The sequence below is a fragment of the Sporobacter termitidis DSM 10068 genome (assembly GCF_900130065.1).
Lineage (GTDB): Bacteria > Bacillota > Clostridia > Oscillospirales > Oscillospiraceae > Sporobacter > Sporobacter termitidis.
Genome location: NZ_FQXV01000008.1, coordinates 1 through 22,551 on the forward strand (window position 1 = coordinate 1; position 22,551 = coordinate 22,551).

Consider the following 22,551-nt stretch of genomic DNA (forward strand, 5'->3'; position numbering starts at 1 on the left):
ACGTGGATTCCCGCCTTCGCGGGAATGACAGGGCTTTGAGGCATCGCAAGATACTTTGGGCGTCGCAAGGCGAGTCCCATCCGCCATGACCGGGGTGACAGCGGCGCGGGACAAAGGCAGGCGAACGCAGTTCGCCCCTACGGCACGGATTGTCCTCGTAGGGGCGAACTGTGTTCGCCTGCTCCTGTCGGCGCGGCGGCAGGGGAATACCTATCGCGGATTCCCTGAAATCGCCAAAATAATAGATGATATGCATAAATAGCGCTGGGAATGGACAGGCCGATTTGTGAATAACAAAGATTATTTGCGTTTTCGGAAATTGATATTGAAAACGCCGGCGGGTGGGGCTATATTTTAAACGAAATGAATAGAACCTCGGTAGGTGAGGCTACCGAAAGGATATGGATTGCTGCCGCGAAGGGTTGGAGACAACCATAGCAGGTCAACAGGCTTTGTCGAATTTCAAGGCATAACCTAACGCAATTTCACCGCCTTTCGGAGCTAAAGCTTGAACGGGCGTGCGCAGCATTTTGATGACCTTCGCCAGTTCAGGATTTGGCGGGGGTTTTATTTATTTTCATTGTTTGCGCGCTATAACCCACAATCTGCAATACAGGAGGAAAGCTTTAAAATGAGCGCAGACCCCAGTCATCGAAAACGGATTTATGAAAAGTGGATACGGTGGGATTGCAGTCTGATTTTCATGTGTGAAGATTAGATTTAAAATACATGTCAAAAATCCCTCCGTAGCCGTATGGAGGGATTTTTTATGTTCAGAGAGACAACGTTCTATTTAAGCCGCGTTCTCGGCAAAAAAGTCTTCACCGACGCCGGAGCCCTCCTCGGGATTCTGAGCGATATCGCCGTTAGTTTCGAGGCCGCGGCGCCGCAGGTGGCGGCGCTTGTCCTGAAAAGCGGCGGCAGAGAGGTGATTGCCGATTACGTCAATTTTACGGTGAGCGAGGAAAAGGGCCAGTTTATCTTCAGATGCCCGGAGCCGGTCGCCTTTCCGAGCCTTGCGGAAAACACGCTGCTATTGAAAAAATACGTCCTCGACAGGCAGCTGGTGGACGTGAGCGGCCGCAAGCTCGTCCGCGTCAACGACCTGCGGCTGGCCGTCATGTCCACGGGGACGTTTCTGGTGGCCGTGGACGTGGGCTTTGAGGGGCTCATGCGGCGGCTCGGCGCCGCCAAGCCGCTGAAAAGCCTTTTGGGCCTGTTCGGCGTGAAAATGCCGGGAAAGCTCATATTGTGGCACGAGGTCGAAACCGTCGATATCGGCCACGCGGGCATCAAGCTCAGCAAGCCCTACTCCAAGCTGGAGACGCTGCACGTCTCGGACCTGGCCGACATCCTGGAGGAAATGGACATCAAGATGCAGGCGGAGGTCTTCTCGTCCCTGGACGACGAAAAGGCCGCGGACGTACTGGAGGAGCTGGAGACGGAGACGCAGCTCACCGTTCTGGAGAGCCTCTCCGTGGAAAAGGCCGCCGATCTGTTGGAAATGATGCCGGCCGACGAGGTGGCCGACATTCTCGAGGAAATGGCGGAGGAAAGGGCCGAGGAGCTGCTCTCGGAAATGGAGAGCGGGGCCTCCGAGGAGGTCCGCGAGCTCATGGAGTATGAGGACAACGAGGTCGGCAGCATCATGACCACCGACTTTATCGCCTACAAAATCAGCATGACGGTCAGCGACGTCATCGAGGAGCTCCGGCGCCTGAAGCCGGAATCCAGCTCGATCTATTATCTCTACATCGTGGACGAGAGCGAGCGCCTGACGGCCACCGTGTCGCTCCGGGACCTCATCGTGTCCGCGCCGGCCACGACGCTGGACGAGATCATGAACACAAAGATGATCTACGTCTACGACACGGACGACATCGAATCCATCGGGGAGATCATCTCCAAGTATAACCTGCTGGCCGTCCCTGTCGTGGACAGGGAGATGGAGCTTCTCGGCATGGTCGTTATCGACGACATCGTCTATAACCTCCTGAGAGCGCGGCGCAGAAAGCTCTGAGGGAGGTGCGGCAATGGCTAAAATTTTAAACGGGTTTAAAAAGAAAAGCTTCTGGAGGAACGCGGCCGTTTTTCTCGCGATCCTGGGGCCCGGCATCATCACCGGCAGCGTGGACAACGACGTGGGCGGCATCACCACGTATTCCGTGGCGGGGGCGCAGTTCGGCTATAAGCTCCTCTGGACGCTCATCCCGGCCTTTATCGTTTTGTATGTGACCCAGGAGATGAACGCGCGCATGGGGATCGTCACCGGCAAGGGCCTGGCCGACCTGATCCGGGAAAACATGGGCGTCAAGGTCACGTTTTTCATCTTTATTTTCCTGCTGGGCGCCGATATCATGAACACCATGACGGAATTTTCCGGCGTGGCGGGCAGCATGCAGATATTCGGCGTCAGCAAATACATTTCCGTACCCGTCGTCGCCGTGGGCGTATGGTTCATCGTGGTCAAGGGCACCTACAGGGTGGCGGAGAAAATCTTTCTGGTGTTCTGCCTGGCGCTCTTCGTCTACGTGGCGGCGGCCCTCCTGGGAAAGCCGGACTGGAAAGCGATCGGCAGCGCCATCGCCAAGCCCGATATCGAGTCGAATTTCCTGTATATTTCCACGGTCATCGGCCTCATCGGCACGACCATCGCCCCGTGGATGCAGTTTTACATGCAGTCGTCGGTGATCGAAAAGCAGCTGCGCGTCAAGGACCTGAAATGGTCGAAGCTGGACGTGCTCATCGGCTGCCTCTGCACCGTTGTCGTCGCGTTCTTCATCGTCGTGGCCTGCGCCTCGACACTGTATGCGGAGGGCATCCAGATCAACGACGCCAGCGACGCCGCCGCGGCGCTGGCCCCGGTGGCCGGCGCGATCGCCTCCCAGGTGTTCGCCTTCGGCCTGCTGGTCGCCGCGATCTTCTCCGCGGTCATCCTGCCGGTGGCCACGGCGTTCTATGTCTGCGAGGCCTTCGGCTATGAGGCCGGCATCGACAAAAAGTGGGACGAGGCGCCGCAGTTTTACTGGCTGTATACGGCCATCATCGTCATTTCCGCCGGGATGATCCTGCTTCCCAATGCGCCGCTGATCCAGATTTCCCTGTGGTCCCAGCGCATCAACGGTATCCTCCTGCCGGTGGTCATGATCTGTATGGTACTGATCGTCAACAAAAAAGACATCATGGGCAAGTACGTCAACAGACCCGTCACGAACATTATTTCCTGGGTCACCATCGTCATCCTGATCGCCCTGTCGGCAACCCTCGTCGTCTCCCTGTTCCGGTAAACAGATATATTGGCGCCCCCGCGAGCCGCACGCTCACGGGGGCGCTGACAAGAGGCGGCGGGAGCAAGCCCCCGCCCTACGATGATACCTAAAATATTATCATTGACGAAGTGCTGTTATTGACGGATTGCTGTCCTTCGTAAAGTATTGCCCTCTCCGAAATATTGTCATTCCTAAAATATTGTCATTCCCGCGAAGGCGGGAATCCACGTTCCCCTGTGCGAGGGCCTGGATTCCCGCCTTCGCGGGAATGACACTTAAATAAATTCGGGGATGACACATAAGTAAATCTATGAATGACACTTAAGTAAACCTGCGAATGACACTTAAGTAAACCTGCGAATGACACTTAAGTAAACCTGCGAATGACACTTAAGTAAACCTGCGAATGATACGCAAGTAAACCTGTGAATGACACTTAGATAAACCCGTGAAGGATACTTAAATAAGCCCAGGAAGGATACTTAATAAGCTTGCAGGGGCCGCCGCCTTCGGCGGCCTTTTGTATGTGAACGCAAGGCTAGTATTTCAGCTTTGTAAACGCCAGCAGCATCAGTATCACGCCGCCGACCCAGGAGAAATCGATTTTGGTGATTTTCGTCAGCAGCTTTCCCAGCAGATATCCCAGCGTTACCGCCAGGATGTTGGACAGGAACGAGAGGATGATGAGCTCGGGGTAGTTGATGGTCGTCAGCCCCCAGCCAAAGCCGGCGGCGAAGCCGTCCAGCGACAGCGCCAGGGCGAGGTAGACGGCCTCCTTGACGGAGAGCGTTTTGGAGTTGTCGATATCGGCCTTTTCGGCGTCGGCGTAAACGGTCAGGACGAAATTCAGGTCAAACAGCCGCAGCTTGAGCTGCCTTTCATTATTGTCTCTTTTCGCGATAAAGCGCTTGAGGAAGTATTCAAAGCTTTTGACAAGCCCGATCACGAAAAGGACGGTAAACGAGACCACCTGCGTCACGCCCGGGGGAATGACGCTCATGACGGCGGTGCCGAGGCCCGCCGAAGCCGTCAGGACCGCTGTGCAGACAAGGCTGATCACCAGGACGGACACGGGCGGAATCTTTGTTTTACCCGCGCCGTAGGCGAGGCTCGCGGTAAAGGCGTCGAGGCAGAGCGCCGTCACCAGCAATATTTGAAACATATCGAGACAACCCCTTAAATATATTTAAAGTGGCTATTTTCATTGACAACGAGAGGAAATATGCCGTCCGGCCGGCGTATTTTCAAAAGGGGACGCGTATGAATCAGCAGAATACCATGGAGCTTTTAGGCAGGATCAAGGGGCTTTCCGAAAGCGACGTGCACCGCTCCAAGGCGCAGCACGGCGACAACGCGCTTGTACGCGGCAAGAAACGCAGCTTTTTCGGGGAATTCATCTCAAATTTCGGCGACCCGATCATCAAGATCCTGCTCGTCGCTCTTGTCGTGAACATTGTGATCCGGCTGAGAAATTTCAACTGGTATGAGACGATCGGCATCGCGCTGGCGATCCTGGTGTCCACCTTTGTGTCCACCCTGTCGGAATACGGCAGCGAATCGGCCTTTGAAAAGCTGCAGGAGGACGCGCTGAAGACGAAATGCCGCGTTAAACGAGCGGGCGGCCTTATGGAGCTGCCCGTCAGCGAGGTCGTCGTGGGCGACACCGTCCTGCTGCAGCCGGGCGACCGCATCCCGGCGGACGGGGTTATCACCAGCGGAGAGCTCCACGTGGACCAGTCGCCCTTAAACGGGGAGAGCAAGGAGATCATCAAAAGGCCGGGCACGGAAAAGCCGGAGGACAGCCGGGATTTCACCAGCAAAAACAGGCTGTTCCGCGGCTGTATCGTCTGCTCCGGCGAGGCGATCATGCGCGTGGACAGCGTGGGCGCCGGCACGTTTTACGGGCGCCTCGCCCTCGATATCCAGGAGGGCCCCCGGGAAAGCCCCTTAAAGCTGCGCCTGGGCAAGCTCGCCCGCACCATCAGCCGCTTCGGCTATATCGGCGCGGCGCTGGTGGCGATCGCCGACCTGTTCAACTCTATCGTCATCGCCCACGGCTCGCAGCTGGACGTGATCATCCGCAGCCTGGAGACGCCCAAGGAGCTTTTCGGCTATCTCGTGCACGCGGCGACACTGGCCATCTCGGTGATCGTGGTGGCCATCCCGGAAGGGCTGCCGCTGATGATCACCATCGTCCTGTCGTCCAATATGAAGCGGATGATGAAGGACAACGTCCTCGTGCGGAAGCTGGTGGGCATCGAAACCTCCGGCAACCTGAATATCCTGTTCACGGACAAAACCGGCACGATCACCAAGGGGAAGCTGAAGGCCAATTTTTTCATATCTGGAAACGGGACAAAGTACGAGGATTACTCGAAATTCAGCCGAACGGAGCTGGGGCGGCTGATGCGGCTGTCCGGCGTCTACAACACCAGCGCCTATATTTCCGGCACCGGCGCCAAGATGCAGGCCGTGGGCGGCAACGCCACGGAGCGGGCGCTCCTGGAATTCGTCATGAACGACAAGCCCAGGCGCGAAAACGTCCGGGTCGCCGCCAGCATGCCCTTCAGCAGCGCCAATAAATTCTCCAGCGTGCAGCTGAAGGGGGATGTCAATCTCACTCTTGTCAAGGGCGCGCCGGAGCTCGTTTTGCCCAACTGTTCTTTTTTTTATGATACGGACGGCGTCAAAAGAGATTTTACGTCTATGAACCGTCTGAAAAAGCTCATGGCCGACATGGCCGCGGACGCCGTCCGGTTCCTCGCCGTGGCGGTTTGCGAGGAGGACATGAGCCCCAATGGCATGAACAGGAGCCTGACGCTTCTGGGCGTCGTCGGCATCCGGGACGAGATCCGCCGCGAGGCCGCAAAGGCGATCCGGCAGGTGACCAGCGCCGGCATCCAGGTGGTCATGATCACCGGCGACAGCAAGGAGACGGCGTCCGCCATCGCCCGGGAGGTGGGCCTCATCAAGGGAGAAGCGGCCGGCGCCGTGCTCACCAGCGACGCGCTGCAGAGGATGTCGGATCGGGAGCTGAAGGACGCGCTGCCAAGGCTGCGCGTGGTGGCCCGGGCGGTGCCGTCGGACAAAAGCCGGCTAATCAACCTGGCTCAGGATTTAGGCCTCGTGGCCGGGATGACGGGCGACGGCATCAACGACGCGCCGGCCCTCAAAAAAGCGGATGTGGGGTTTGCCATGGGGAGCGGGACCGAGGTGGCCAAGGAGGCCGGGGACATCGTCATTTTGGACGACAACTTCCTCTCCATCTCCAAGGCGATCCTCTACGGCCGGACGATTTTCAAGAGTATCCGCAAATTTATCATATTTCAGCTGACCATCAATCTGTGCGCCGTGGCCATCTCCATCATCGGCCCCTTTATCGGCATCAATTCGCCGATCACCGTGCTGCAGATGCTGTGGGTGAATATGGTGATGGATACGCTGGCGGGCCTGGCGTTTGCCGGGGAGACGCCGCTGAAGGAATATATGAACGAGCCGCCCAAGCGGCGCGACGAGCCGATCATCAACAAATATATGTACAACCAAATCCTTGTCGGCGGGATATACACCACGCTCCTGTGCATTTTGTTCCTGAAGCTGCCGGCCATACATACTATGTATAGTCATGGGACAGGTGACGAATTCTTCATGACCGCATTTTTTGCCATGTTCATTTTTGCCGGCGTCTTCAACAGCTTCAACGCCCGCACCACGCGCCTCAATCTGCTGGCGCACATCTGGGGAAACAAGGGCTTTCTCGCCATCATGCTGCTGGTGACCATCATCCAGATCGTCATCATCTATTTCGGCGGCGCCATTTTCCGGACGACCGGCCTCCGGTACTCCGAGCTCCAGTTCGTCATCATCCTCGCCTTCTCCGTTATCCCCGTCGATTTCATCCGCAAGTCCGTTTACAGCAGCAAGCACCGGGGAAACGCGATTTAAAACCCGCCCGCCCAATAGAGGTATAGGGGCTGCGCCCTTATGACCCCGTTAAATTCGGGGCTGTGCCCCGGACCCCTTTTAGATAGGCAGGGGTTTGGGAGTCTCAAGCCATATCCGCTGTTTTTGTGCCGTGCGGCGCCGGGAAGATTCCCTCCTTCAGTCGCCTGCGGGCGACAGCTCCCTCGTCTGAGGGAGCCTTTGGAACGCAGGAGACCCTCATCCGTCGCGGCTTTGCCGCGCCACCTTCCCCCAGGGGAAGGCTTGAGCGGAGGTAAGACTTCCCCTTGAACGGGGTGTGGGGCGAAGCCCCAAGTGGGGTCCGGGGCGAAGCCCCGAAAGCCCCCCCGTCAGGGTCATAGGGGCGCAGCCCCTATACCTCTATTGGGCGGGCGGGTGGGTAAATTATATGAATTGAAGAAGCCGTTTTCGTACGTTCCTACATGTTTACATAATGTGGATTCGTCATAATGACTTTTTACGGGCAAAAGGACAGGGCATACTGCTGAAAATGCCGATTATGAGCACAAAAGCCGTGCGTTTTCCGGCGCTGTTCCTTGCTTTGACCCGTGAATTGGAATAAAATGAAAACAGTGCCGATCACTGTAATGAAGGAGGAAATTTCGTGTCCATTTCCAAGTATTTCGCGCTGGCCGGAATGGTAAATTCCGAGGATGTGGCGATCGACCCGGCCGACGCCCACGTCCGCTCTGTCCGTATGGACGGCAGCTTTTACAAGGGCTGCATGTTCGGCGAGGTGTGCTGGATCGTGAAGCCTTTTTCCCGCGACGATTTTTTCAGGCACCGGTCGGACGAGCTGCTCGTTTTCATCGGCAGCGACATGGACGACCCGGAGAACCTGAACGCCGAGGTGGAGCTCTGGATCGAAAACGACAAGCTCGTCCTGAACAGGACAAGCATCGTTTTTGTGCCGGCAGGCGCCGCCCATGGGCGCATCGAGGTCAAAAACGTCAAAAAGCCGGTCTTCCACTACACCTGCCATCTGAACACGGACACGTATGAGGAGCTCCCGGCCCAGGCGACCGCGCCGAAGGGGACGTATGCCGGCAGCTGGGTGGAGAAATACGCCCCGGTGGACGGCAGGCTGCCGTCGGCGCCGGAGGGCTTTCTTACGCGGCTTTTGTGGATCGACAGCAAGAAACTCCCGGGCGCGCCGTACATGGAGGCCGTCTGGTTCAAGACGAAAAACGACACGGGGCCGGAGGCCCACACCCACGATTTTGACGAGTTTATCGGCTTTATCGGGACGGACCCGGAGCATCCCGAGGAGCTGGGCGCGGAAGTTCAGTTCTATATCGGCGACGAATATTTCTCCATGACGAAAAGCTGCCTCGTGTACATCCCGCGGGGCGTCAGGCACAGCCCGATCCTCGTGCCGAAGCTGGAGCGGCCCATCATCCATTTCTCCGGCGGCAACGGCGGGGATTACAAAAGGGACGGCAGCGAGCAGTTTTGAACGGTTCGGGAGTCAAAAGGCTTCCCCAGGGGGAAGCTGTCGGCGCAGCCGGCTGATGAGGGGACCTGCGTTTGGTGCGTGCGGGAGATTCCGCCTGTGGGAAGGGGGACGCCCCTCCGTAGGGGCAGACCTTGTGTCTGCCCTCCCCGATGCACAGCGCAGCAATGTTACAGGGCGGACACAAGGTCCGCCCCTGCGAGGCCAAACGCCGCAGACCAATCTCGGCGGTACCGCAGCCGGCAACGTATGCGGCGATAAAAAAGCGGCGCTACGGGAGCTGAAGATGACATGATATATCTATAAGATATATATCTGATAGATATATTGCAACGCCGGGCGGACGGGCGATTGATAATCGCCCCTACGGGGTGTGTGCGGGTATATTGCGGGGGCCGGGGATGCCGGCGGCCCTTGGCGCTTTGTTCGTTTCCGCCGTCGTGCTGCGGGAAACGGAATGGTACAGGAGGAATTCCCCAAGGTGCAAAATCTTGCCGATGCCTGTAGGGGCGGACGACCAATGGTCGTCCCTGCGATTTCCAAACAATCCATGCCCCCCAAAGCATTGTCATTCCCGCGAAGGCGGGAATCCACGTTTCCCCGTCCCTCTGTCTCGGCCCGCCGCCGTGCCAATAAGTGGGCGAACACAGTTCGCCCCTATGAAAACCAATAATCCAAGCCATCCTGCGTAGGGGACGCCGTCCTCGGCGTCCTACCGCGCCGCACCCCGGGGAACGGGCGGCCGGATCGACGGCGGGCCGGGTCGTCCCGCCCTACGGCGTGCGGTAAATTATGGCGTTTGCGCAGCCGCATCTTCCGTCCTGGGGCCTCGGACATGTCACCCAGCCGCGGCGCCAACAAGAACGGCGGGAGCAAGCCCCCGCCCTACCGTATATCAATGTTCAAAGCAAAAATACCAAGCCCCGCCTTGGCACGGGTCGCAGGCCCGCAGCCATACCTTCAATGGGTCATAGGGCGAAGCCCCATACCTTTATCGGGCGGGCGGGTGGGTAATTTAGAAAGGAGCGTTTATTATGCCGAATCCAATTACCAATATGACCAATGCGTTTTCTGTAAAGGGGTATAATGTCATCGTCACGGGCGGAAACAGGGGCATCGGGCTGGGGATATCGACCGCGTTCGCGCAGAGCGGGGCCAACGTGGCTATCCTTTGCCGCAATAAGGAGAGCGGCGACAAGGCGGCCGAGAGCTTTAAGCAGTACGGCGGTACATATTTCTGCGTTCAGTGCGATACCGGCGCGCTGGAGAGCGTCAAAAAGGCCGTCGCCGAAGTTTTCAGGGTGTTCCCCGAGGTCAATGTGCTCGTCAACAACGCGGGGGTTTCCACGGTGACGAAATTCGTGGATGACAGGGACCTCAGCGAGTGGCACCGCGTTGTCAATACAAATCTGCACGGGCCGGCGAACACCATTTACGAGGTCGCGCCGCATATGATAAAGGCCGGCAAGGGCGGCAGCATCATCAACATTTCCTCCATCGGGGGCCAGAGCGTCGGCGGGACGAAGCACCACCCCAAGGCGTCCTACCACGCGTCAAAGGCGGGCCTTGAGATGCTGACGAAGGCGTTGGCGGTGGAGCTGGGCGATGACGGTATCAGAATCAACGTCATCGAGCCGGGGCCGACACATTCCGACCTGGACAAGGACCTGCCGCCGGAGGCGTTCGTGCAGATTCAGAACCAGATGCCGATGCACCGCTTTGCCGAGCCCATCGAAATCGGCGCCCTCTGCGTTTTCCTGTCCACGGAGGCCGCCAACCAGATCACCGGCGCCGTCCACATCCACGACGGCGGGTTGGTGCTGGGCGGCTAATATCGTAAGGCATATCGGCGCGCGTAGGGGCAAACCTTGTGTTTGCCCTGTAACGTTGTTTTAGCGCATACCGAAAGAGGGCGGACACAAGGTCTGCCCCTACGGGATCACAGCGAAATTACCGAATTAGGAAAGGGGTCACAGCAATGCCGTCTTTCAATAATTACAAGCATGTGTTCACGCCGCTCAGGGTGGGCGGGACCACGCTGAAAAACAGGGTGGAGTTCGCGCCTATGGTCTGCGATTTCACGGATTCCCACGGCGAGGCCACGCAGCGGTATATCGATTTCGTGGAGATGCAGGCGGCCACGGGCGTGGCGCTCATCCATCTGGGGGCAACGCCCGTCAACTGGGACACGGCGCCGGACTACCCCTCGGAGATCGACGTGACGAGCGAGTTGAAGCTGAACCATCTAAAGCTCATGTCGGAGGCCGCCCATACCCACAACGCCAAGCTCTCCTGCGAGCTCGTCCACGCCGGGCGCGGCGTGGGGGCGGAGCTCATCAAAGCCGAGTGGGGCATCGCCCCCACCAGCATGCCCATCCCCGGCAAGCACCCGTATATCAGGGAAATGAACCAGAAGGATATCGAGCAAACTGTCGCCGATTACGCCGGCTGCGCAAACCGGCTGTACCGCTGCGGCTTTGACGGGGTTTTGATCCACGGCGCCCACGGCAACCTGCTGGCCCAGTTCCTGTCGCCGATGACGAACCACCGGACGGACATTTACGGCGGCTCCTTTGAAAACCGATGCCGGTTTCCGCTCATGGTGCTCAAGGCCGTGAAGGAGGCCGTGGGGCCGGAATTCATCGTGGAGCTGCGCATCAGCGGCGACGAGATCCTCCCCGGCGGCATGCGCATCAACGAGGTCATCGAATTTTTAAAGCTGGCCCAGGAGCATATCGACCTTGTCACCGTTTCGGCCGGCCTGATCGTGGACCCGAACGCGTTTTTCTACGCCATGCCGCCGTATTTCCGCCCCAGGGGCGTCAATGTCCCGCTGGCGCGGCAGGTCAGGCAGTGCCCAGATATCCACATCCCCGTCAGCGTCGTGGGCGGTATCAGCGTGGACATGGCCGAGCAGATCATTGCCGAGGGCAGCGCCGACATGGTGGCCATCGCCCGGGCCTTCCTGGCAGACCCCGACATGCTGAAAAAGTGCTACCGCGGAAAGCCCGAGGATGTCCGGCCCTGCCTCCGCTGCTGGGGCTGCGCGGGCGCCGGCCACGTCCAGTGCGCCGTCAACCCCCAGATCGGCCGCACGGAGCGGTACGCCAGGGTACATAAGGCCGATGAGAAGAAAAAGGTCGTCGTCATCGGCGGCGGCGTCGCCGGGACGCAGGCGGCGCGCACGCTTGCCGCGCGCGGCCACGACGTGGTGCTGTTTGAGAAAAAGGACCGGCTGGGCGGGCTGCTGAACGATATCGACAAGCTGCCGTTCAAGGACGATTTGCTGCGCCACACGGAATGGGTGGTCAATACGACCATGCGCTGCGGCGCCGATATCCGGCTGAGCACCGAGGCCACGCCGGAACGCGTCCTGGCGGAAAACCCCGACGCCATCGTCTTGGCCGCCGGCGCCCGTCCGGCCCGTCCGCCAATTCCGGGTATCGACGGCCCCAATGTGTTTAACGTCCTGGACGTGGACGCCGGGCGGAAAAAGGTCTCCGGCAAAATCGTCGTCTGCGGCGGCGGCGTCTCCGGCTGCGAGTCGGCGCTGGCGCTGGCGATGGAGGGCGGCGACGTCACGGTGGTGGATATCATTCCGGAGGACGGGTTTGCCGCCGGGCTCAGTGAGCTCACCCGCGGGATGCTGATGCTGCTGCTGGGCGAGCACCATGTCAAATTGCTGGGCGACCACATCGTCCGCTCCATCGACAGGGACGGCGTGCACATCGAGGGCAGGGACTGGAAGTATCGGACCCTGGAGGCAGACTATGTCGTCGACGCCATGGGCATGAAAAACGACCCATCCGCCGCGGCGGCGTACACGGACCTCATTCCCGACGTCTTTGTCGTCGGCGACGCGTACGGCGTGGGCAACATCAAAAGCGCCAACCTGTCGGCGTATAACGCCGCGATGAATATTTAAAAATAGTGGCCTTGAATGTGCAAGCACACAGCAGACTATTCGCGCATCCCGTCCCCGTATCGTTCCTTATGCAATAATTTGGCAACACGGGGGCGTTTCGCGCAGTCGCAAACCTCGCCGCTATGCGTAGGGGCGATTATCAATCGCCCGGCGTTTCCACCACCCGTCGTCCACCGCGCCGACAAAAACGGCGCGTCTGGGACGTCGCGGCGACGCAGACGGGGCGTGACGCAGAGACTTAACAACATAACAGCAGGAGCCGATTTTATGATTATCGATCTGATCAAATTTACGGCAAAAACGGACTGTATCGACAGCGCCATTCGGGCGATGAAGACACAGACGGCGCAGAACAGGCGGGACGAGGGCTGCCTCATGTCCCACGTCTTTCAGTCGGGCAGGAATCCCGCGGAGCTCTATATGCTCCTGGGTTGGGAGAACCGGGAGGCCTTGGAGAAGCATCTGGCCGCGCCCCATGACGCCGAGTTCCGCGCCGACATGGACGATAAAATCGCCGGGCCCCCGGAATTTTTCGACTGGACGCAGCTTGTCTGAAAATGCCGCTCAGCCTGTTGAAAAACCCGCATACAGAAGGGAAAGCCTCGCAGAGTTTGCCGCCGGGGCGGCAAATAAATTCATCATTTGTCGCGCAGGAGGACATGCGCCTCCGGAGTGACTCTTCTCATGCAGCGCGCGGTTGAGCGCGCGGCATGCATCTCCTTGTCGATAAAGCCCATAGGGCTTTATCGACAGTCTGCAACGGCCTGGCTCTCAAGAGCCGGGCCGCTATTCATTTTTACGAGCCGATCAGCAGGTAGTCGCCGTTTTTCAGCTGGACGACATCGGCTTTGAGGGCGCGACCAAGCTCCACCGTCAGGCGCTTTGTCTCCTCGGGGTCCGTGGACAGGAGCGTCAGCGGATCGCCGCCGAGGACCCTGTTTTCATCGGCTGTGATGTATACCAGAATGTTCTTGCTCATGACTGCTCCTCAAACGTCGTTTTCATGACGCGCCCGATCTTGCGGCTGTTTTCCAGGATGGGCGTGTTTTTTACCGCGGCGACGAGCCTTTTCGGGTCGTTCAGGATCGGCACGAAGGCGATCAGGACTTTGCCGCTGTCAAAATTCCGTTTCATGAATTTGTACCGCTTGACGCCGAGGGCTCGCACGGCCTCGAATAAAACGGCCTGGCGCTGGCCGGCGTTCTCCAATGTGACACGGCTGACCGGGTCGCGGGGCGTCAGGACGACGGCCAGGCCCTCGGTGCGGAACAGCTCCCGGCTTCTGTCCGTGCCCAGATAATTCGTCACGAACATGCCGTCCACAAAGAGCTCGGAGCCGCGCACCTCGATCGACCCCAGGCTGACGGCGCAGATCTGGCCCACGTGGCGGCCTTTTGTAAAGCGGTAGGAAAAGTATAAAACGACCATGCCGCCGGCGGCGCCGAGGAGGATGGTCAAACAGATATTTGAAAGCGGGACGGCTTTCATCAGCAGCACGGAAATAAGGGCGGTGAGCATCGAGAGATAATTCCGCGATTCAAAGGTTTTTGAAATGCCGTCGATATACGCCGCGCCGCGCCGTATATATTCCGTCTCCTCCAGCTGCTCGAGGCTCTCCTGCTCCGAGGACCTGATGTCCCGGAACTGCTGGACCGCGATGGTCAAAAACGTGACCGCCACGAAATCGCGGGCCAGAAACGCCGGCACGGCGATCGCGCCGAGGGCGGCGGCAATGAAGCCCAGAATGATGTTGTTGAAGTACGCGCTCGGGTAGGACGGAATCTGCCGCATATCGATCTTCAGCGTGTACAGCCGCGCCGCGGTGCCCATGACGATGCCGGTCACGATGATATAGATGTCGGCGGCGCTCAGAGATTTCGCAGTTTCCAAAATATCAGCTCCCGAGCATATAATTTCCTCAATTTCGGTAAATAGACAGAGAAAGACTGGAATTCCGGCCGGTATATTTCGCCACCCGCCGGCCAATTCTAAAGAAATAAGAATTTAAAGGACGGTGACGATATGCCGGAGACGGGCATCGGGGTGGCGGTGCCGCGCAAGGAAGCGGCGGATAAGGTGACGGGCGGCGCCAGATACACGGACGACCATATTTCCCCCGGCGTGCTGACGGCGCGGACCGTTACCAGCACGTGCGCCCACGGGACAATCGTCTCGCTGGACGTTTCAGCGGCGCGGGAGCTGCCCGGTGTGCGGGCGGTGCTCACGGGCGGTGACACGGACGTGCTCACCGGCTCCGTCATCGAGGACAGGCCGCCTCTGGCCAGGGACAAGGTGCGGTATTACGGGGAGCCGGTGGCCCTCGTAGTGGCGGACAGCGACGCTGTGGCGGCGCGGGCGGTGACGCTCGTCCAGGCGGCGTACGCGCCGCTGCCGGTGGTCAATTCTCCGCTGGAGGCCGTGGCGCCGGGGGCGGCCCTGGTGCACGAGGCGCTGGGCAGCTATAAAAAGCCGGTGGAGGACGTGTATCCCGAGCCGGGGACGAACATCTGCGACCGGGAGAAGATCAGGAAAGGCGATATCCAAAAGGGCTTTGCCGAGAGCAACGTCATCCTCCGGGCGGCGTTCGACCTCCCGCAGACGGACCACGTCGCCATGGAGACCCGCGCCGCCCAGGCGCGAATTGCCGCGGACGGGTCGGTCTACATCCATGCGGCCACCCAGGGGCCGTTCGAGGTGAAAAAAGCGCTGAGCAAGCTCTTCGCGCTGGACGAGGGCAAGGTGATCGTCCAGGTCCCGCTGGTGGGCGGCGCCTTCGGCGGAAAGGCGGGGACGGAGCTGGAAATTCTGGCGTACCTGGCGTCAAAGGCTGTCGGCGGCCGGCCGGTGCGCATCCGCAACGACAGGGAAGCCGACATGACCTCGTCGCCCTGCGGCATCGGCCTCCACGCCGAGATGCGCCTGGGCGCCATGTACGACGGGACGATCAAGGCCGCCGAGATGACGTTTCTCGTGGAAACGGGGGCGTACACGGACACGGGGCCCCGGATGACCAAGGCTATCGCCGCCGACTGCACCGGCCCGTACAACATCGAAAATCTCTCCGTCGACAGCCTGTGCGTTTACACAAACCACCCCTACGTCACCTCGCTCCGAGGCTTCGGGCACACCGCCATGACCTTCTGCATGGAACGGATGCTGGACAAGCTGGCCGCGAAGCTCCGCTTTGACCCGGCAAAGCTGCGGGAGAAAAACGCGCTGAAGCCGGGGCAGACGTCCCCGGGGCAGGTAAAGCTCACCGAAAGCAGCCTCGGCAACCTGCCGGCCTGCATTGAAAAGGTCAAATACCTCATCGGCTGGAGCAACGGGATACGTACCGTGTCCGGCGGCAAGATTATCGCCAAGGGGCTCTGCTGCTTCTGGAAAACGTCCACCTCGCCGCCGGACGCCGTTTCCGGCGCGCTCGTCAGCTTCAACGAGGACGGCACGGTCAACCTAAACGTCGGCTGCGTGGAGATCGGCCCCGCCATGAAGACCACGGCGGCGCAGATCCTATCGGCAGCCCTGAAAATGGACGTGGGCCGCATCCACGTCAACATGGACGTCGACACGCGCTACAGCCCCCGCCACTGGAAGACGGTGGCCAGCATGACGGCGTTTATGGTGGGCAGGGCCGTGCTGTCGGCGGCGGAGGACGTCAAAAGGCAGCTCGTGGGCTTGGGCGCGGCCGTGATGAAATGCGCGCCGGAGGACCTGGAGGTGGGGGACGGCAGGGTCTACCGCAAAAGCGACCCGGCGGTGCACCATGTTTTCAAGGACCTGGTCCACGGCTACCAGTTCGAAAACGGCAACGCCGTCGGCGGCCAGCTCTTCGGCCGGGGCAGCTATGTAATGGGAGACCTGAACTATCTGGACCGGGAAACCGGCAAGGGCAAGTCCGGGCCGTACTGGACGGTGGGCGCCCAGGCCGTGGAGGTGGCGTACGACGAAAGGGAGTACACCTACCGCCTGCTGCGCGCCGCCACGGTCATCGACGCCGGGAAGATCCTCAATCCCGCCATGGCGGCGGCCGTCGTCCGGGGCGGCATGTGCATGGGGCTCGGCAAGGCCAGCCGGGAGCATTTCCAGTACGGCCCCGACGGACGGGTGCTGGATACGAGCCTGAGGACATATAAGGTCATGCACTTCGCCGAGACGCCCCGGTATCTCGTGGACTTCGTCGAGACCCCGAATCTGGACGGGCCTTACGGCGCCCGCGGGCTCGGCGAGCACGGCGTTATCGGCATGCCCGCCGCGCTGGCAAACGCGCTGTCGCTGGCTTCCGGGGCCGAACTCGATGAGCTCCCGCTCCTGCCGGAAAAAATCTGGCTCAAAAAGACAGGGGGCATTATATGATCCCTTTCGATTTCGAATACTACAGGCCGGATACCCTGGGGGAAGCGGTCGGGCTTTTCGGCCGGCTGGAGGACGAGGGCAAGAATCCCGTCTGGTACGGCGGGGGCAGCGAGCTCATCTCCATGGCGCGCGCCGGAAACGCCGCCTTCGGCGCGGTGCTCGACATCAAGGACGTCCCGGAGCTCCTCGGGTTGGGTACGGACGGCGAAAACCTCACCTTCGGCGCGGCGCTGACCTTGTCCGACCTCATCGTATCCGGCAGCTTTCCGCTGCTGGGGAAGACGGCGGGCCGCATCGCCGACCACACCATGCAGAACAAGATCACGCTGGGCGGCAACCTGGCCTCCACGATCATTTACCGGGAGACCGCGCTGCCGCTCCTTTTGGCCGACGCCATCCTGACGGCGGCGGGCAAGGACGGCCTGCATACGTACCCGATCGATGCGGTATTTGACGGCCGTCTGCGGCTGCCGAAGGGCGAGGTCCTGGTCCGGACGGCCGTGCCGGCCGCCATTGCCGCCGCGCCGTATTTTCATCAGAAGAAGACGAAAAACGAAAAGATCGACTATCCGCTTTTGACAACGGCGGCGGTGGTGACGGGCGGGCGCCTCCGTATCGCCTTTTCGGGCCTTGCCCCGTATCCCTTCCGGGACCGGAGCGCGGAGGAGATTTTGAACGACGGCAGACTCGGGGCCGACGCGCGGGCCGAGCTGTTCGTCAAAGCGCTGTCGGGCGTTATCCAGAGCGACCTGAGCGGCTCCGCGGACTACCGCAAATTCGTTTTAAAGGATACGATCCTGAACATACTGGAGGCCGTAAGGGAGGAGAAGCTGCCGTGCTTGTGCTGAAGGAAAAAACCGCAATAAAGCTCCGGGTGAACGGCGCCGAGCATGAGCTTTTTGTCCGCCCGGCGGAAATCCTGCTGGACACGCTACGGGAGGGGCTGGGCCTCACCGGCGCCAAGCCCGGCTGCCTGAACGGGGACTGCGGGGCGTGCACGGTGCTGGTGGACGGGCAGCCGGTCAAATCCTGCCTGATGCTGGCGGCCGAGGCCGTGGGGAAAGAGATCACCACGGTGGAGGGACTCCGGGGCACGCCCACCCAGCGCGCCTTTATCGAGAAATTCGCCTTTCAGTGCGGCTACTGCACCTCGGGCTTTTTGATGGTCTGCCACGCCCTGTCAAAGCTCCCGGAGCGCCCCGACGACGCGGCGCTGGACCACTGGCTGGAGAGCAACATCTGCCGCTGCACCTGCTACGAGGAGATCGGCGCCGCCGTCCGCGCCGTTTTGAACGGGGAATACGAGGAAAATAAGTAAGATACGTCGGGCGATTAATAAGACGAGAACGCTTCCCTGGCTCCCTCAGACGAGGGAGCTGTCGCCGCAGGCGACTGAAGGAGGGAGCTTTGTCACGCGCCCTGGATTACTCCTTTTGGCGCTGCATCCTGTCGCCGGCGGGCGACGGAGGGAAAGATAACGCACCATAAGTGCCGTGTATCTCTCCTTCCGTCATTTGCTGCGCAAATGCCACCTCCCTCATCCGAGGGAGGCAAAAGAGCAGACGCCCAGCCGTTGGCAATAAAATGCGGGGGCGGAGTTCCATCTCCGCCCTCGCAATCAATGCGCCATCGTGTAATTTTGCTGGTTCGGGTTCTGCTGCTGATTCTGCTGGTTGGGGATGATGAACTTCGGGGGCTTCGGGTTTGAGAGGTTGTTCTGGTCGAAGAACTGGCCCGGCGTGGAGAGGTCGAAGTACTGCTTGGAATCCTGGGTGACGCCCCAGTCGGCCAGGGAGCCCGTTTCCTCCAGCATGTTGAACGCCTGGCGGAACAGGGTGTTGTGGGCCTCCTCCCGGTTCAGGAGGAAATCGATGGCCTCCCGGACTCCGGTGTCGTTGATCTGCCGGTACAGGTACTGGTAGACGACCTTGGCCCGCTGCTCGGCGGCGATATCCGAAATGATGTCCGCCGCCAGGTCGCCCGTGTCCTCCATATAGGCCCCGGTCCAGGGATAGCCCGAAGCGTTGGCCAGCATCGGCGTCAGGCCGGACTGGACGGAGGCCTGTATATTGCCGGCCGTCGTGCCGGCGGCGTCGACCTGATGCCCGTTGAGCAGATTGACGAGCGTTGCCACCATTTCCATGTGCCCCAGTTCCTCGGAGGCAATGTCGAGGAACAGGTCCTTGATCCGCTCGTCCTTGATCCTGAAGCTCTGGGAAAAATACTGCATGGCGGCCTTCAGTTCGCCGTGGGCGCCGCCAATCTGCTCCTGCATCATGTTGGCGTAATTCGGGTTGGGCTTGTCCACCCGGACCTCCTTTAATAGCTGCTTGTCATGTCTGAACATGGTTTTCCTCCTCCGTTGTTTGAAAAAAGTTCCTGTACTATTCTTTGCAGCGCGCCGAGAAATATGAGGAAACGGCCGGCCGGATACCTTTGGGTTGAAATCGAAGGAATAAAATAGTAATATAGGCTTCGACTACAATAATCCGACAGGAGCGACGCATGAACAAAAAAGAATTATCCGCATTCAGAAGACAGTTTAAGGCGGACAGCTACCAGCTGCAGCTGAAGCAGCTGTATACGGCCTACATAAAAAAAGACAATCAGAACATCCTGTACGCCGAGCTCTGCTCGTTCGATATGAAGAGCGAAACGGAGCAGGAGATATACCTTAGCAATTTCAAAAAGCTTTTGACGGGCGGCTTCAATTCAAAATTATTCGAGCTGTCCTTTGACGACGGGGCCCCGGAGGGCGAGGGACAAGCCCGGTTCCGCCAGCTGCTGGGCGCCGAGCGGGAGGCCTTTGCCGACTGCTGCAACAAATATATCGCGCAGGTCGCCGCCAATTTCAATTATGATTCCGACGTCGTCATCTCCTTCGCCTCCGGCAAGTACAACAAGCCTATGGGCAGAAGGGGCAGAAAAGGCGAGGAGGAATCGCTGGACGGTTTTGACGACACCTCCTTCGGCTTCAATTTCGTCCTCTGCAGCGTCTGCAGGGCCGACGACGTGAAGCGCGGCATCTATTACAGCGCGTCCTCGGAAAAATTTGAGCTGAACTCCGCGCTGGACAAAACCGTCAACTTCCTCTCGCCGGTGGACGGCTTCATGTTCCCGGCCTTTAACGACAACTGCGCGGATATCAATAAGCTGCTCTACTACACGGCCAAGGCAAACGTCCGGAACGAGGCGCTTTTGGAAAATGTGCTGCATTGCCGGTACGAGCCGACGGCCAGGGAGGAGCAGGAGAAGTTTGGGGAGATCCTCCGCCTGGTGAACGGCGAAAAAATAAAGCCCGAGCTCCTCAAAAACATCTACGAGGCGGTGAGCGAGAAAATCGAGGCCTATGCCGACGACGGCGAGCAGGTGACGCTGGACGCCTCGGAGCTGAAAGACATCCTGGAGGAGAGCGGCGTTGCGGACCTCGAGGGATTTGAGTCCGCCTTCAATCAGGCGGCCGACGAGGGCTTTGAGTTCAAGGCCGCCAGCCTGGTTTCCGGCGCGGCGCAGATGAAAATAAATACCGGGGTGGGGGACATCGCGGTAAACCTTGCGGACCTGGGGTCCGTCCGGCAGGTCATTAACGCCCGGGGCAGAAAGTGCCTGCAGATCGAGCTCAGCGACGACGCGGAATTAAACGGCATGGTGCTGGAAACGGAAAATATTTAACAGTGGTCCGGCAGACTTTAAGGGGGATGTCGTATGGAAGTCAAAGAGGCGCAGCACATCCTTGACCAACTGGGCAAAAACGAGTACGCCAGGGTTGAAACGGCGCTGGGGCCGCCGTTTTTAAAGCTCGTCGAGACAATCGACGACGCGCCGGACCCGGGCGATATGTCCGCTCCGGCCGTTATTCCGCCCCTGCCGGCGATGACGGACATCAACGACGGTATGGCGTGCCTGTACTGGCAGAACCTGAAATCGCTCCTCAACGGCGCTTTGGACCCGGAGGAGGAGGACGACGACGAGGGGCCGTACCGGCGCGGCCGACGAGGCCGCCGGCGAAAAAAACGCCGGCCATGGCAGACGCCGTGACCGGGCATGCGGAGGTTGCCATTTTTCGATTAAAGAGTATAATTGTATGAAACGCTGGGGACAGGTGGAGACGGCAGATGCAGAATGTGGCCATTGAAGAAATCCGGGAAGAACACTTAAAGGACGTGCTCGACATCTATAATTATTACGTCCTGAACTCGACGGCCACATGGCATTATCACCCGCTGGAACCCGCCGAGATGCGCCCGCTGGTTTTTTCCGGGGACAGGCGGTACAGGACGTACGTCATCAAAACGGACGGCGAGCTTTGCGGTTACGTGTCCGTGCGGCAGTTCAAGGCGCGGGAGGCTTACGGCGACACCGCCGAGATCGGCATCTACCTGAAAAACGGCTGCCGCGGCAGAGGCATCGGCGGCATGGCTTTGAAGCACATCGAAAGGTTCAGCGCGGAACAGGGCTTTCACGTGCTGCTGGCGTCCATCAGCGGCGACAACGAGGACAGTGTGCGGCTCTTTGAAAAAAACGGGTATGAAAAATGTGCCCACCTCAGGGAAGTGGGCACAAAGTTCGGAAAGATCCTCGACAATGTGATCTATCAGAAAATTCTGGGCTGATCCGGGCCGGAAAACAATAAACAATAAACCAGAGGGCATCGTCCTCTGGTTTCACTATTATACGGGGTTTTCCCCGGCGCTGTCGGCGTCGATGATAACCTGTTTCGGGAAGGCGCTGTCGCCGTGCTCTTTCAGGAAGGTGGTGTTGACGAAGCCCCGGATATTGGCGCCGTCCTCGATCGAAATCGTGTTGGTGTTGATATTGCCCGCCACGATGGCGTTGTGCCGAAGCTCGACCTTGCTGCTAATGTCGATATTGCCCTTGACCTTGCCGTCAATGCTGGCGAACTGGGCCTGGACGTCGCCGAGCAGGATGGAATCGCTGTCGATGTACGTGCTGCCCTTTGTGGAGACGTTGCCCTGGATGGACGAGCCGCGGATATCGGTGTTGTTGCACGTCAGGTCGCCGATCAGCATCCCCCGGATGCTGGCGTCCTTCAGGGCGTCGACCTTACCCCGGACATTGCCCTCGATGGTGATGTTGGCCAGCGTTCTGATATCGCCGACGATCATCGTGCTTTTGGAAATAATCGTCATTTCCTCGGCCTGACGGAACATCCGGCCGAATTCGCCGTCCTGCGACTGGGAGAAACCGGAAGGCGTGGGCCTGAAGGAGGTGTGCTCCTCATACGGCGGGTTCTGCCAGTCGGTTTCGGATACGCTCATGGTGATCTTCGACGAGTCCTGGTCAAACGGCACGTTGCCGGAGGGGCTGCCGGGCGCGCTGCCGTATGTGCCGGTGTACGTGCTGCCATACGTGCCGCCGTAGGTATTGCCGGGAGTGCCGGCGGGTTCGCCTTCCGGAGCGCCGCCGCTGTGGGCAGCCGGTTCGGCCGTCACCGGCGCCGGAGGTTCCAGATAGGAATCAAGGTCCGACTTGGCCTTTGCCTTTTCCTCCATCTCGGACCCCACAAGACCGCCTTTGTTGAGCAATTCCCTCATTGCCTGATTAAAATTTTCTTTCAGCCCCATATG

The 22,551-nt window shown here is 59.6% G+C and carries 18 protein-coding genes and 1 riboswitch; of the genes, 13 read left to right on the forward strand and 5 right to left on the reverse strand.

Annotated features, from left to right (window positions below; translation table 11 throughout):
• The first annotated feature begins 367 nt into the window (after positions 1 to 367).
• Positions 368 to 525, forward strand: a riboswitch (M-box (ykoK) riboswitch).
• A gap of 244 nt (positions 526 to 769) precedes the next feature.
• Positions 770 to 2,020, forward strand: coding sequence for a magnesium transporter (locus tag BUB60_RS11645; RefSeq protein WP_073079161.1), 1,251 nt, complete (start codon positions 770 to 772; stop codon positions 2,018 to 2,020).
• A gap of 13 nt (positions 2,021 to 2,033) precedes the next feature.
• Positions 2,034 to 3,287 (forward strand): Nramp family divalent metal transporter, encoded by a 1,254-nt coding sequence (locus BUB60_RS11650; RefSeq protein ID WP_073079163.1) that lies wholly within the window; start codon positions 2,034 to 2,036, stop codon positions 3,285 to 3,287.
• A 520-nt stretch (positions 3,288 to 3,807) separates the two neighbouring features.
• On the opposite strand, the gene ytaF is transcribed toward BUB60_RS11650, so the two are convergent.
• Positions 3,808 to 4,431 carry a sporulation membrane protein YtaF gene (gene ytaF, locus BUB60_RS11655; protein ID WP_073079165.1) on the reverse strand — a complete coding sequence of 208 codons (624 nt, stop codon included), beginning with the start codon at positions 4,429 to 4,431 and terminating at the stop codon, positions 3,808 to 3,810.
• A 98-nt stretch (positions 4,432 to 4,529) separates the two neighbouring features.
• Between ytaF and BUB60_RS11660 the strand changes: the two genes are divergently transcribed.
• From BUB60_RS11660 to BUB60_RS20145, 5 genes are all read left to right on the forward strand, one after another.
• Positions 4,530 to 7,214, forward strand: coding sequence for a calcium-translocating P-type ATPase, PMCA-type (locus BUB60_RS11660; protein WP_242941195.1), 2,685 nt, complete (start codon positions 4,530 to 4,532; stop codon positions 7,212 to 7,214).
• Between the two features lie 622 nt (positions 7,215 to 7,836).
• On the forward strand, positions 7,837 to 8,688 hold the full coding sequence (locus BUB60_RS11665; RefSeq protein WP_073079167.1) for a hypothetical protein: 852 nt from the start codon (positions 7,837 to 7,839) through the stop codon (positions 8,686 to 8,688).
• Positions 8,689 to 9,719: 1,031 nt separating this feature from the next.
• Positions 9,720 to 10,517: an SDR family NAD(P)-dependent oxidoreductase gene (locus BUB60_RS11670; protein WP_084726436.1), complete on the forward strand. Its 798-nt coding sequence runs from the start codon at positions 9,720 to 9,722 to the stop codon at positions 10,515 to 10,517.
• 146 nt (positions 10,518 to 10,663) lie between these two features.
• Positions 10,664 to 12,610, forward strand: a complete 1,947-nt coding sequence (locus BUB60_RS11675) for an FAD-dependent oxidoreductase (RefSeq protein WP_073079169.1) — start codon at positions 10,664 to 10,666, stop codon at positions 12,608 to 12,610.
• Between the two features lie 267 nt (positions 12,611 to 12,877).
• Positions 12,878 to 13,165 carry a putative quinol monooxygenase gene (locus BUB60_RS20145; RefSeq protein ID WP_073079171.1) on the forward strand — a complete coding sequence of 96 codons (288 nt, stop codon included), beginning with the start codon at positions 12,878 to 12,880 and terminating at the stop codon, positions 13,163 to 13,165.
• A 241-nt stretch (positions 13,166 to 13,406) separates the two neighbouring features.
• On the opposite strand, the gene BUB60_RS11685 is transcribed toward BUB60_RS20145, so the two are convergent.
• The gene (locus tag BUB60_RS11685; RefSeq protein ID WP_073079184.1) at positions 13,407 to 13,589 is read right to left on the reverse strand and encodes a capping complex subunit for YIEGIA; all 183 of its coding nucleotides are present in this window, start codon (positions 13,587 to 13,589) and stop codon (positions 13,407 to 13,409) included.
• Positions 13,586 to 14,500, reverse strand: coding sequence for a YIEGIA domain-containing protein (locus BUB60_RS11690; protein WP_073079187.1), 915 nt, complete (start codon positions 14,498 to 14,500; stop codon positions 13,586 to 13,588). Before BUB60_RS11690 ends, BUB60_RS11685 begins: the two co-directional genes overlap by 4 nt.
• A gap of 132 nt (positions 14,501 to 14,632) precedes the next feature.
• On the opposite strand from BUB60_RS11690, the gene BUB60_RS11695 reads away from it, so the two are divergent.
• Genes BUB60_RS11695 through BUB60_RS11705 form a run of 3 tightly spaced genes read left to right on the forward strand, consistent with a single transcriptional unit; the run spans position 14,633 to position 18,281 of the window.
• On the forward strand, positions 14,633 to 16,963 hold the full coding sequence (locus BUB60_RS11695; protein ID WP_073079189.1) for a xanthine dehydrogenase family protein molybdopterin-binding subunit: 2,331 nt from the start codon (positions 14,633 to 14,635) through the stop codon (positions 16,961 to 16,963).
• Entirely contained in the window at positions 16,960 to 17,811 is an 852-nt protein-coding gene (locus BUB60_RS11700; protein ID WP_073079192.1) for an FAD binding domain-containing protein, read from the forward strand. Before BUB60_RS11695 ends, BUB60_RS11700 begins: the two co-directional genes overlap by 4 nt.
• Positions 17,799 to 18,281, forward strand: a complete 483-nt coding sequence (locus tag BUB60_RS11705) for a (2Fe-2S)-binding protein (RefSeq protein ID WP_073079194.1) — start codon at positions 17,799 to 17,801, stop codon at positions 18,279 to 18,281. The genes BUB60_RS11700 and BUB60_RS11705 overlap by 13 nt, the downstream gene beginning before the upstream one ends.
• Before the next feature lie 300 nt (positions 18,282 to 18,581).
• Here the strand turns inward: BUB60_RS11705 and BUB60_RS11715 are convergent, their stop codons facing one another.
• A complete protein-coding gene (locus BUB60_RS11715) occupies positions 18,582 to 19,310 on the reverse strand; it encodes a manganese catalase family protein (RefSeq protein ID WP_073079199.1) in 729 nt (242 codons plus the stop codon).
• 158 nt (positions 19,311 to 19,468) lie between these two features.
• Here BUB60_RS11715 and BUB60_RS11720 point away from each other — a divergent pair, with 158 nt between their 5' ends.
• The 3 genes from BUB60_RS11720 (at position 19,469) to BUB60_RS11730 (ending at position 21,576) form a co-directional block, all read left to right on the forward strand.
• Entirely contained in the window at positions 19,469 to 20,635 is a 1,167-nt protein-coding gene (locus BUB60_RS11720) for a DUF4317 family protein (RefSeq protein ID WP_073079201.1), read from the forward strand.
• Between the two features lie 33 nt (positions 20,636 to 20,668).
• Positions 20,669 to 21,001 (forward strand): hypothetical protein, encoded by a 333-nt coding sequence (locus tag BUB60_RS11725; RefSeq protein ID WP_073079203.1) that lies wholly within the window; start codon positions 20,669 to 20,671, stop codon positions 20,999 to 21,001.
• A gap of 77 nt (positions 21,002 to 21,078) precedes the next feature.
• Entirely contained in the window at positions 21,079 to 21,576 is a 498-nt protein-coding gene (locus BUB60_RS11730; RefSeq protein WP_073079206.1) for a GNAT family N-acetyltransferase, read from the forward strand.
• Between the two features lie 57 nt (positions 21,577 to 21,633).
• Here the strand turns inward: BUB60_RS11730 and BUB60_RS11735 are convergent, their stop codons facing one another.
• Complete coding sequence (locus BUB60_RS11735) at positions 21,634 to 22,548, reverse strand: bactofilin family protein (RefSeq protein WP_073079208.1); 915 nt, start codon at positions 22,546 to 22,548, stop codon at positions 21,634 to 21,636.
• Between the last annotated feature and the right edge of the window lie 3 nt (positions 22,549 to 22,551).

Excerpts from the sequence above, each read along its gene's own strand:
- BUB60_RS11645 (WP_073079161.1), top strand. The coding sequence starts at position 770 with ATGTTCAGAGAGACAACGTTCTATTTAAGCCGCGTTCTCGGCAAAAAA.
- BUB60_RS11650 (WP_073079163.1), top strand. The coding sequence starts at position 2,034 with ATGGCTAAAATTTTAAACGGGTTTAAAAAGAAAAGCTTCTGGAGGAAC.
- ytaF (WP_073079165.1), bottom strand. The coding sequence starts at position 4,431 with ATGTTTCAAATATTGCTGGTGACGGCGCTCTGCCTCGACGCCTTTACC.
- BUB60_RS11660 (WP_242941195.1), top strand. The coding sequence starts at position 4,530 with ATGAATCAGCAGAATACCATGGAGCTTTTAGGCAGGATCAAGGGGCTT.
- BUB60_RS11670 (WP_084726436.1), top strand. The coding sequence starts at position 9,720 with ATGCCGAATCCAATTACCAATATGACCAATGCGTTTTCTGTAAAGGGG.
- BUB60_RS11675 (WP_073079169.1), top strand. The coding sequence starts at position 10,664 with ATGCCGTCTTTCAATAATTACAAGCATGTGTTCACGCCGCTCAGGGTG.
- BUB60_RS20145 (WP_073079171.1), top strand. The coding sequence starts at position 12,878 with ATGATTATCGATCTGATCAAATTTACGGCAAAAACGGACTGTATCGAC.
- BUB60_RS11685 (WP_073079184.1), bottom strand. The coding sequence starts at position 13,589 with ATGAGCAAGAACATTCTGGTATACATCACAGCCGATGAAAACAGGGTC.
- BUB60_RS11695 (WP_073079189.1), top strand. The coding sequence starts at position 14,633 with ATGCCGGAGACGGGCATCGGGGTGGCGGTGCCGCGCAAGGAAGCGGCG.
- BUB60_RS11700 (WP_073079192.1), top strand. The coding sequence starts at position 16,960 with ATGATCCCTTTCGATTTCGAATACTACAGGCCGGATACCCTGGGGGAA.
- BUB60_RS11715 (WP_073079199.1), bottom strand. The coding sequence starts at position 19,310 with ATGTTCAGACATGACAAGCAGCTATTAAAGGAGGTCCGGGTGGACAAG.
- BUB60_RS11720 (WP_073079201.1), top strand. The coding sequence starts at position 19,469 with ATGAACAAAAAAGAATTATCCGCATTCAGAAGACAGTTTAAGGCGGAC.
- BUB60_RS11725 (WP_073079203.1), top strand. The coding sequence starts at position 20,669 with ATGGAAGTCAAAGAGGCGCAGCACATCCTTGACCAACTGGGCAAAAAC.
- BUB60_RS11730 (WP_073079206.1), top strand. The coding sequence starts at position 21,079 with ATGCAGAATGTGGCCATTGAAGAAATCCGGGAAGAACACTTAAAGGAC.
- BUB60_RS11735 (WP_073079208.1), bottom strand. The coding sequence starts at position 22,548 with ATGGGGCTGAAAGAAAATTTTAATCAGGCAATGAGGGAATTGCTCAAC.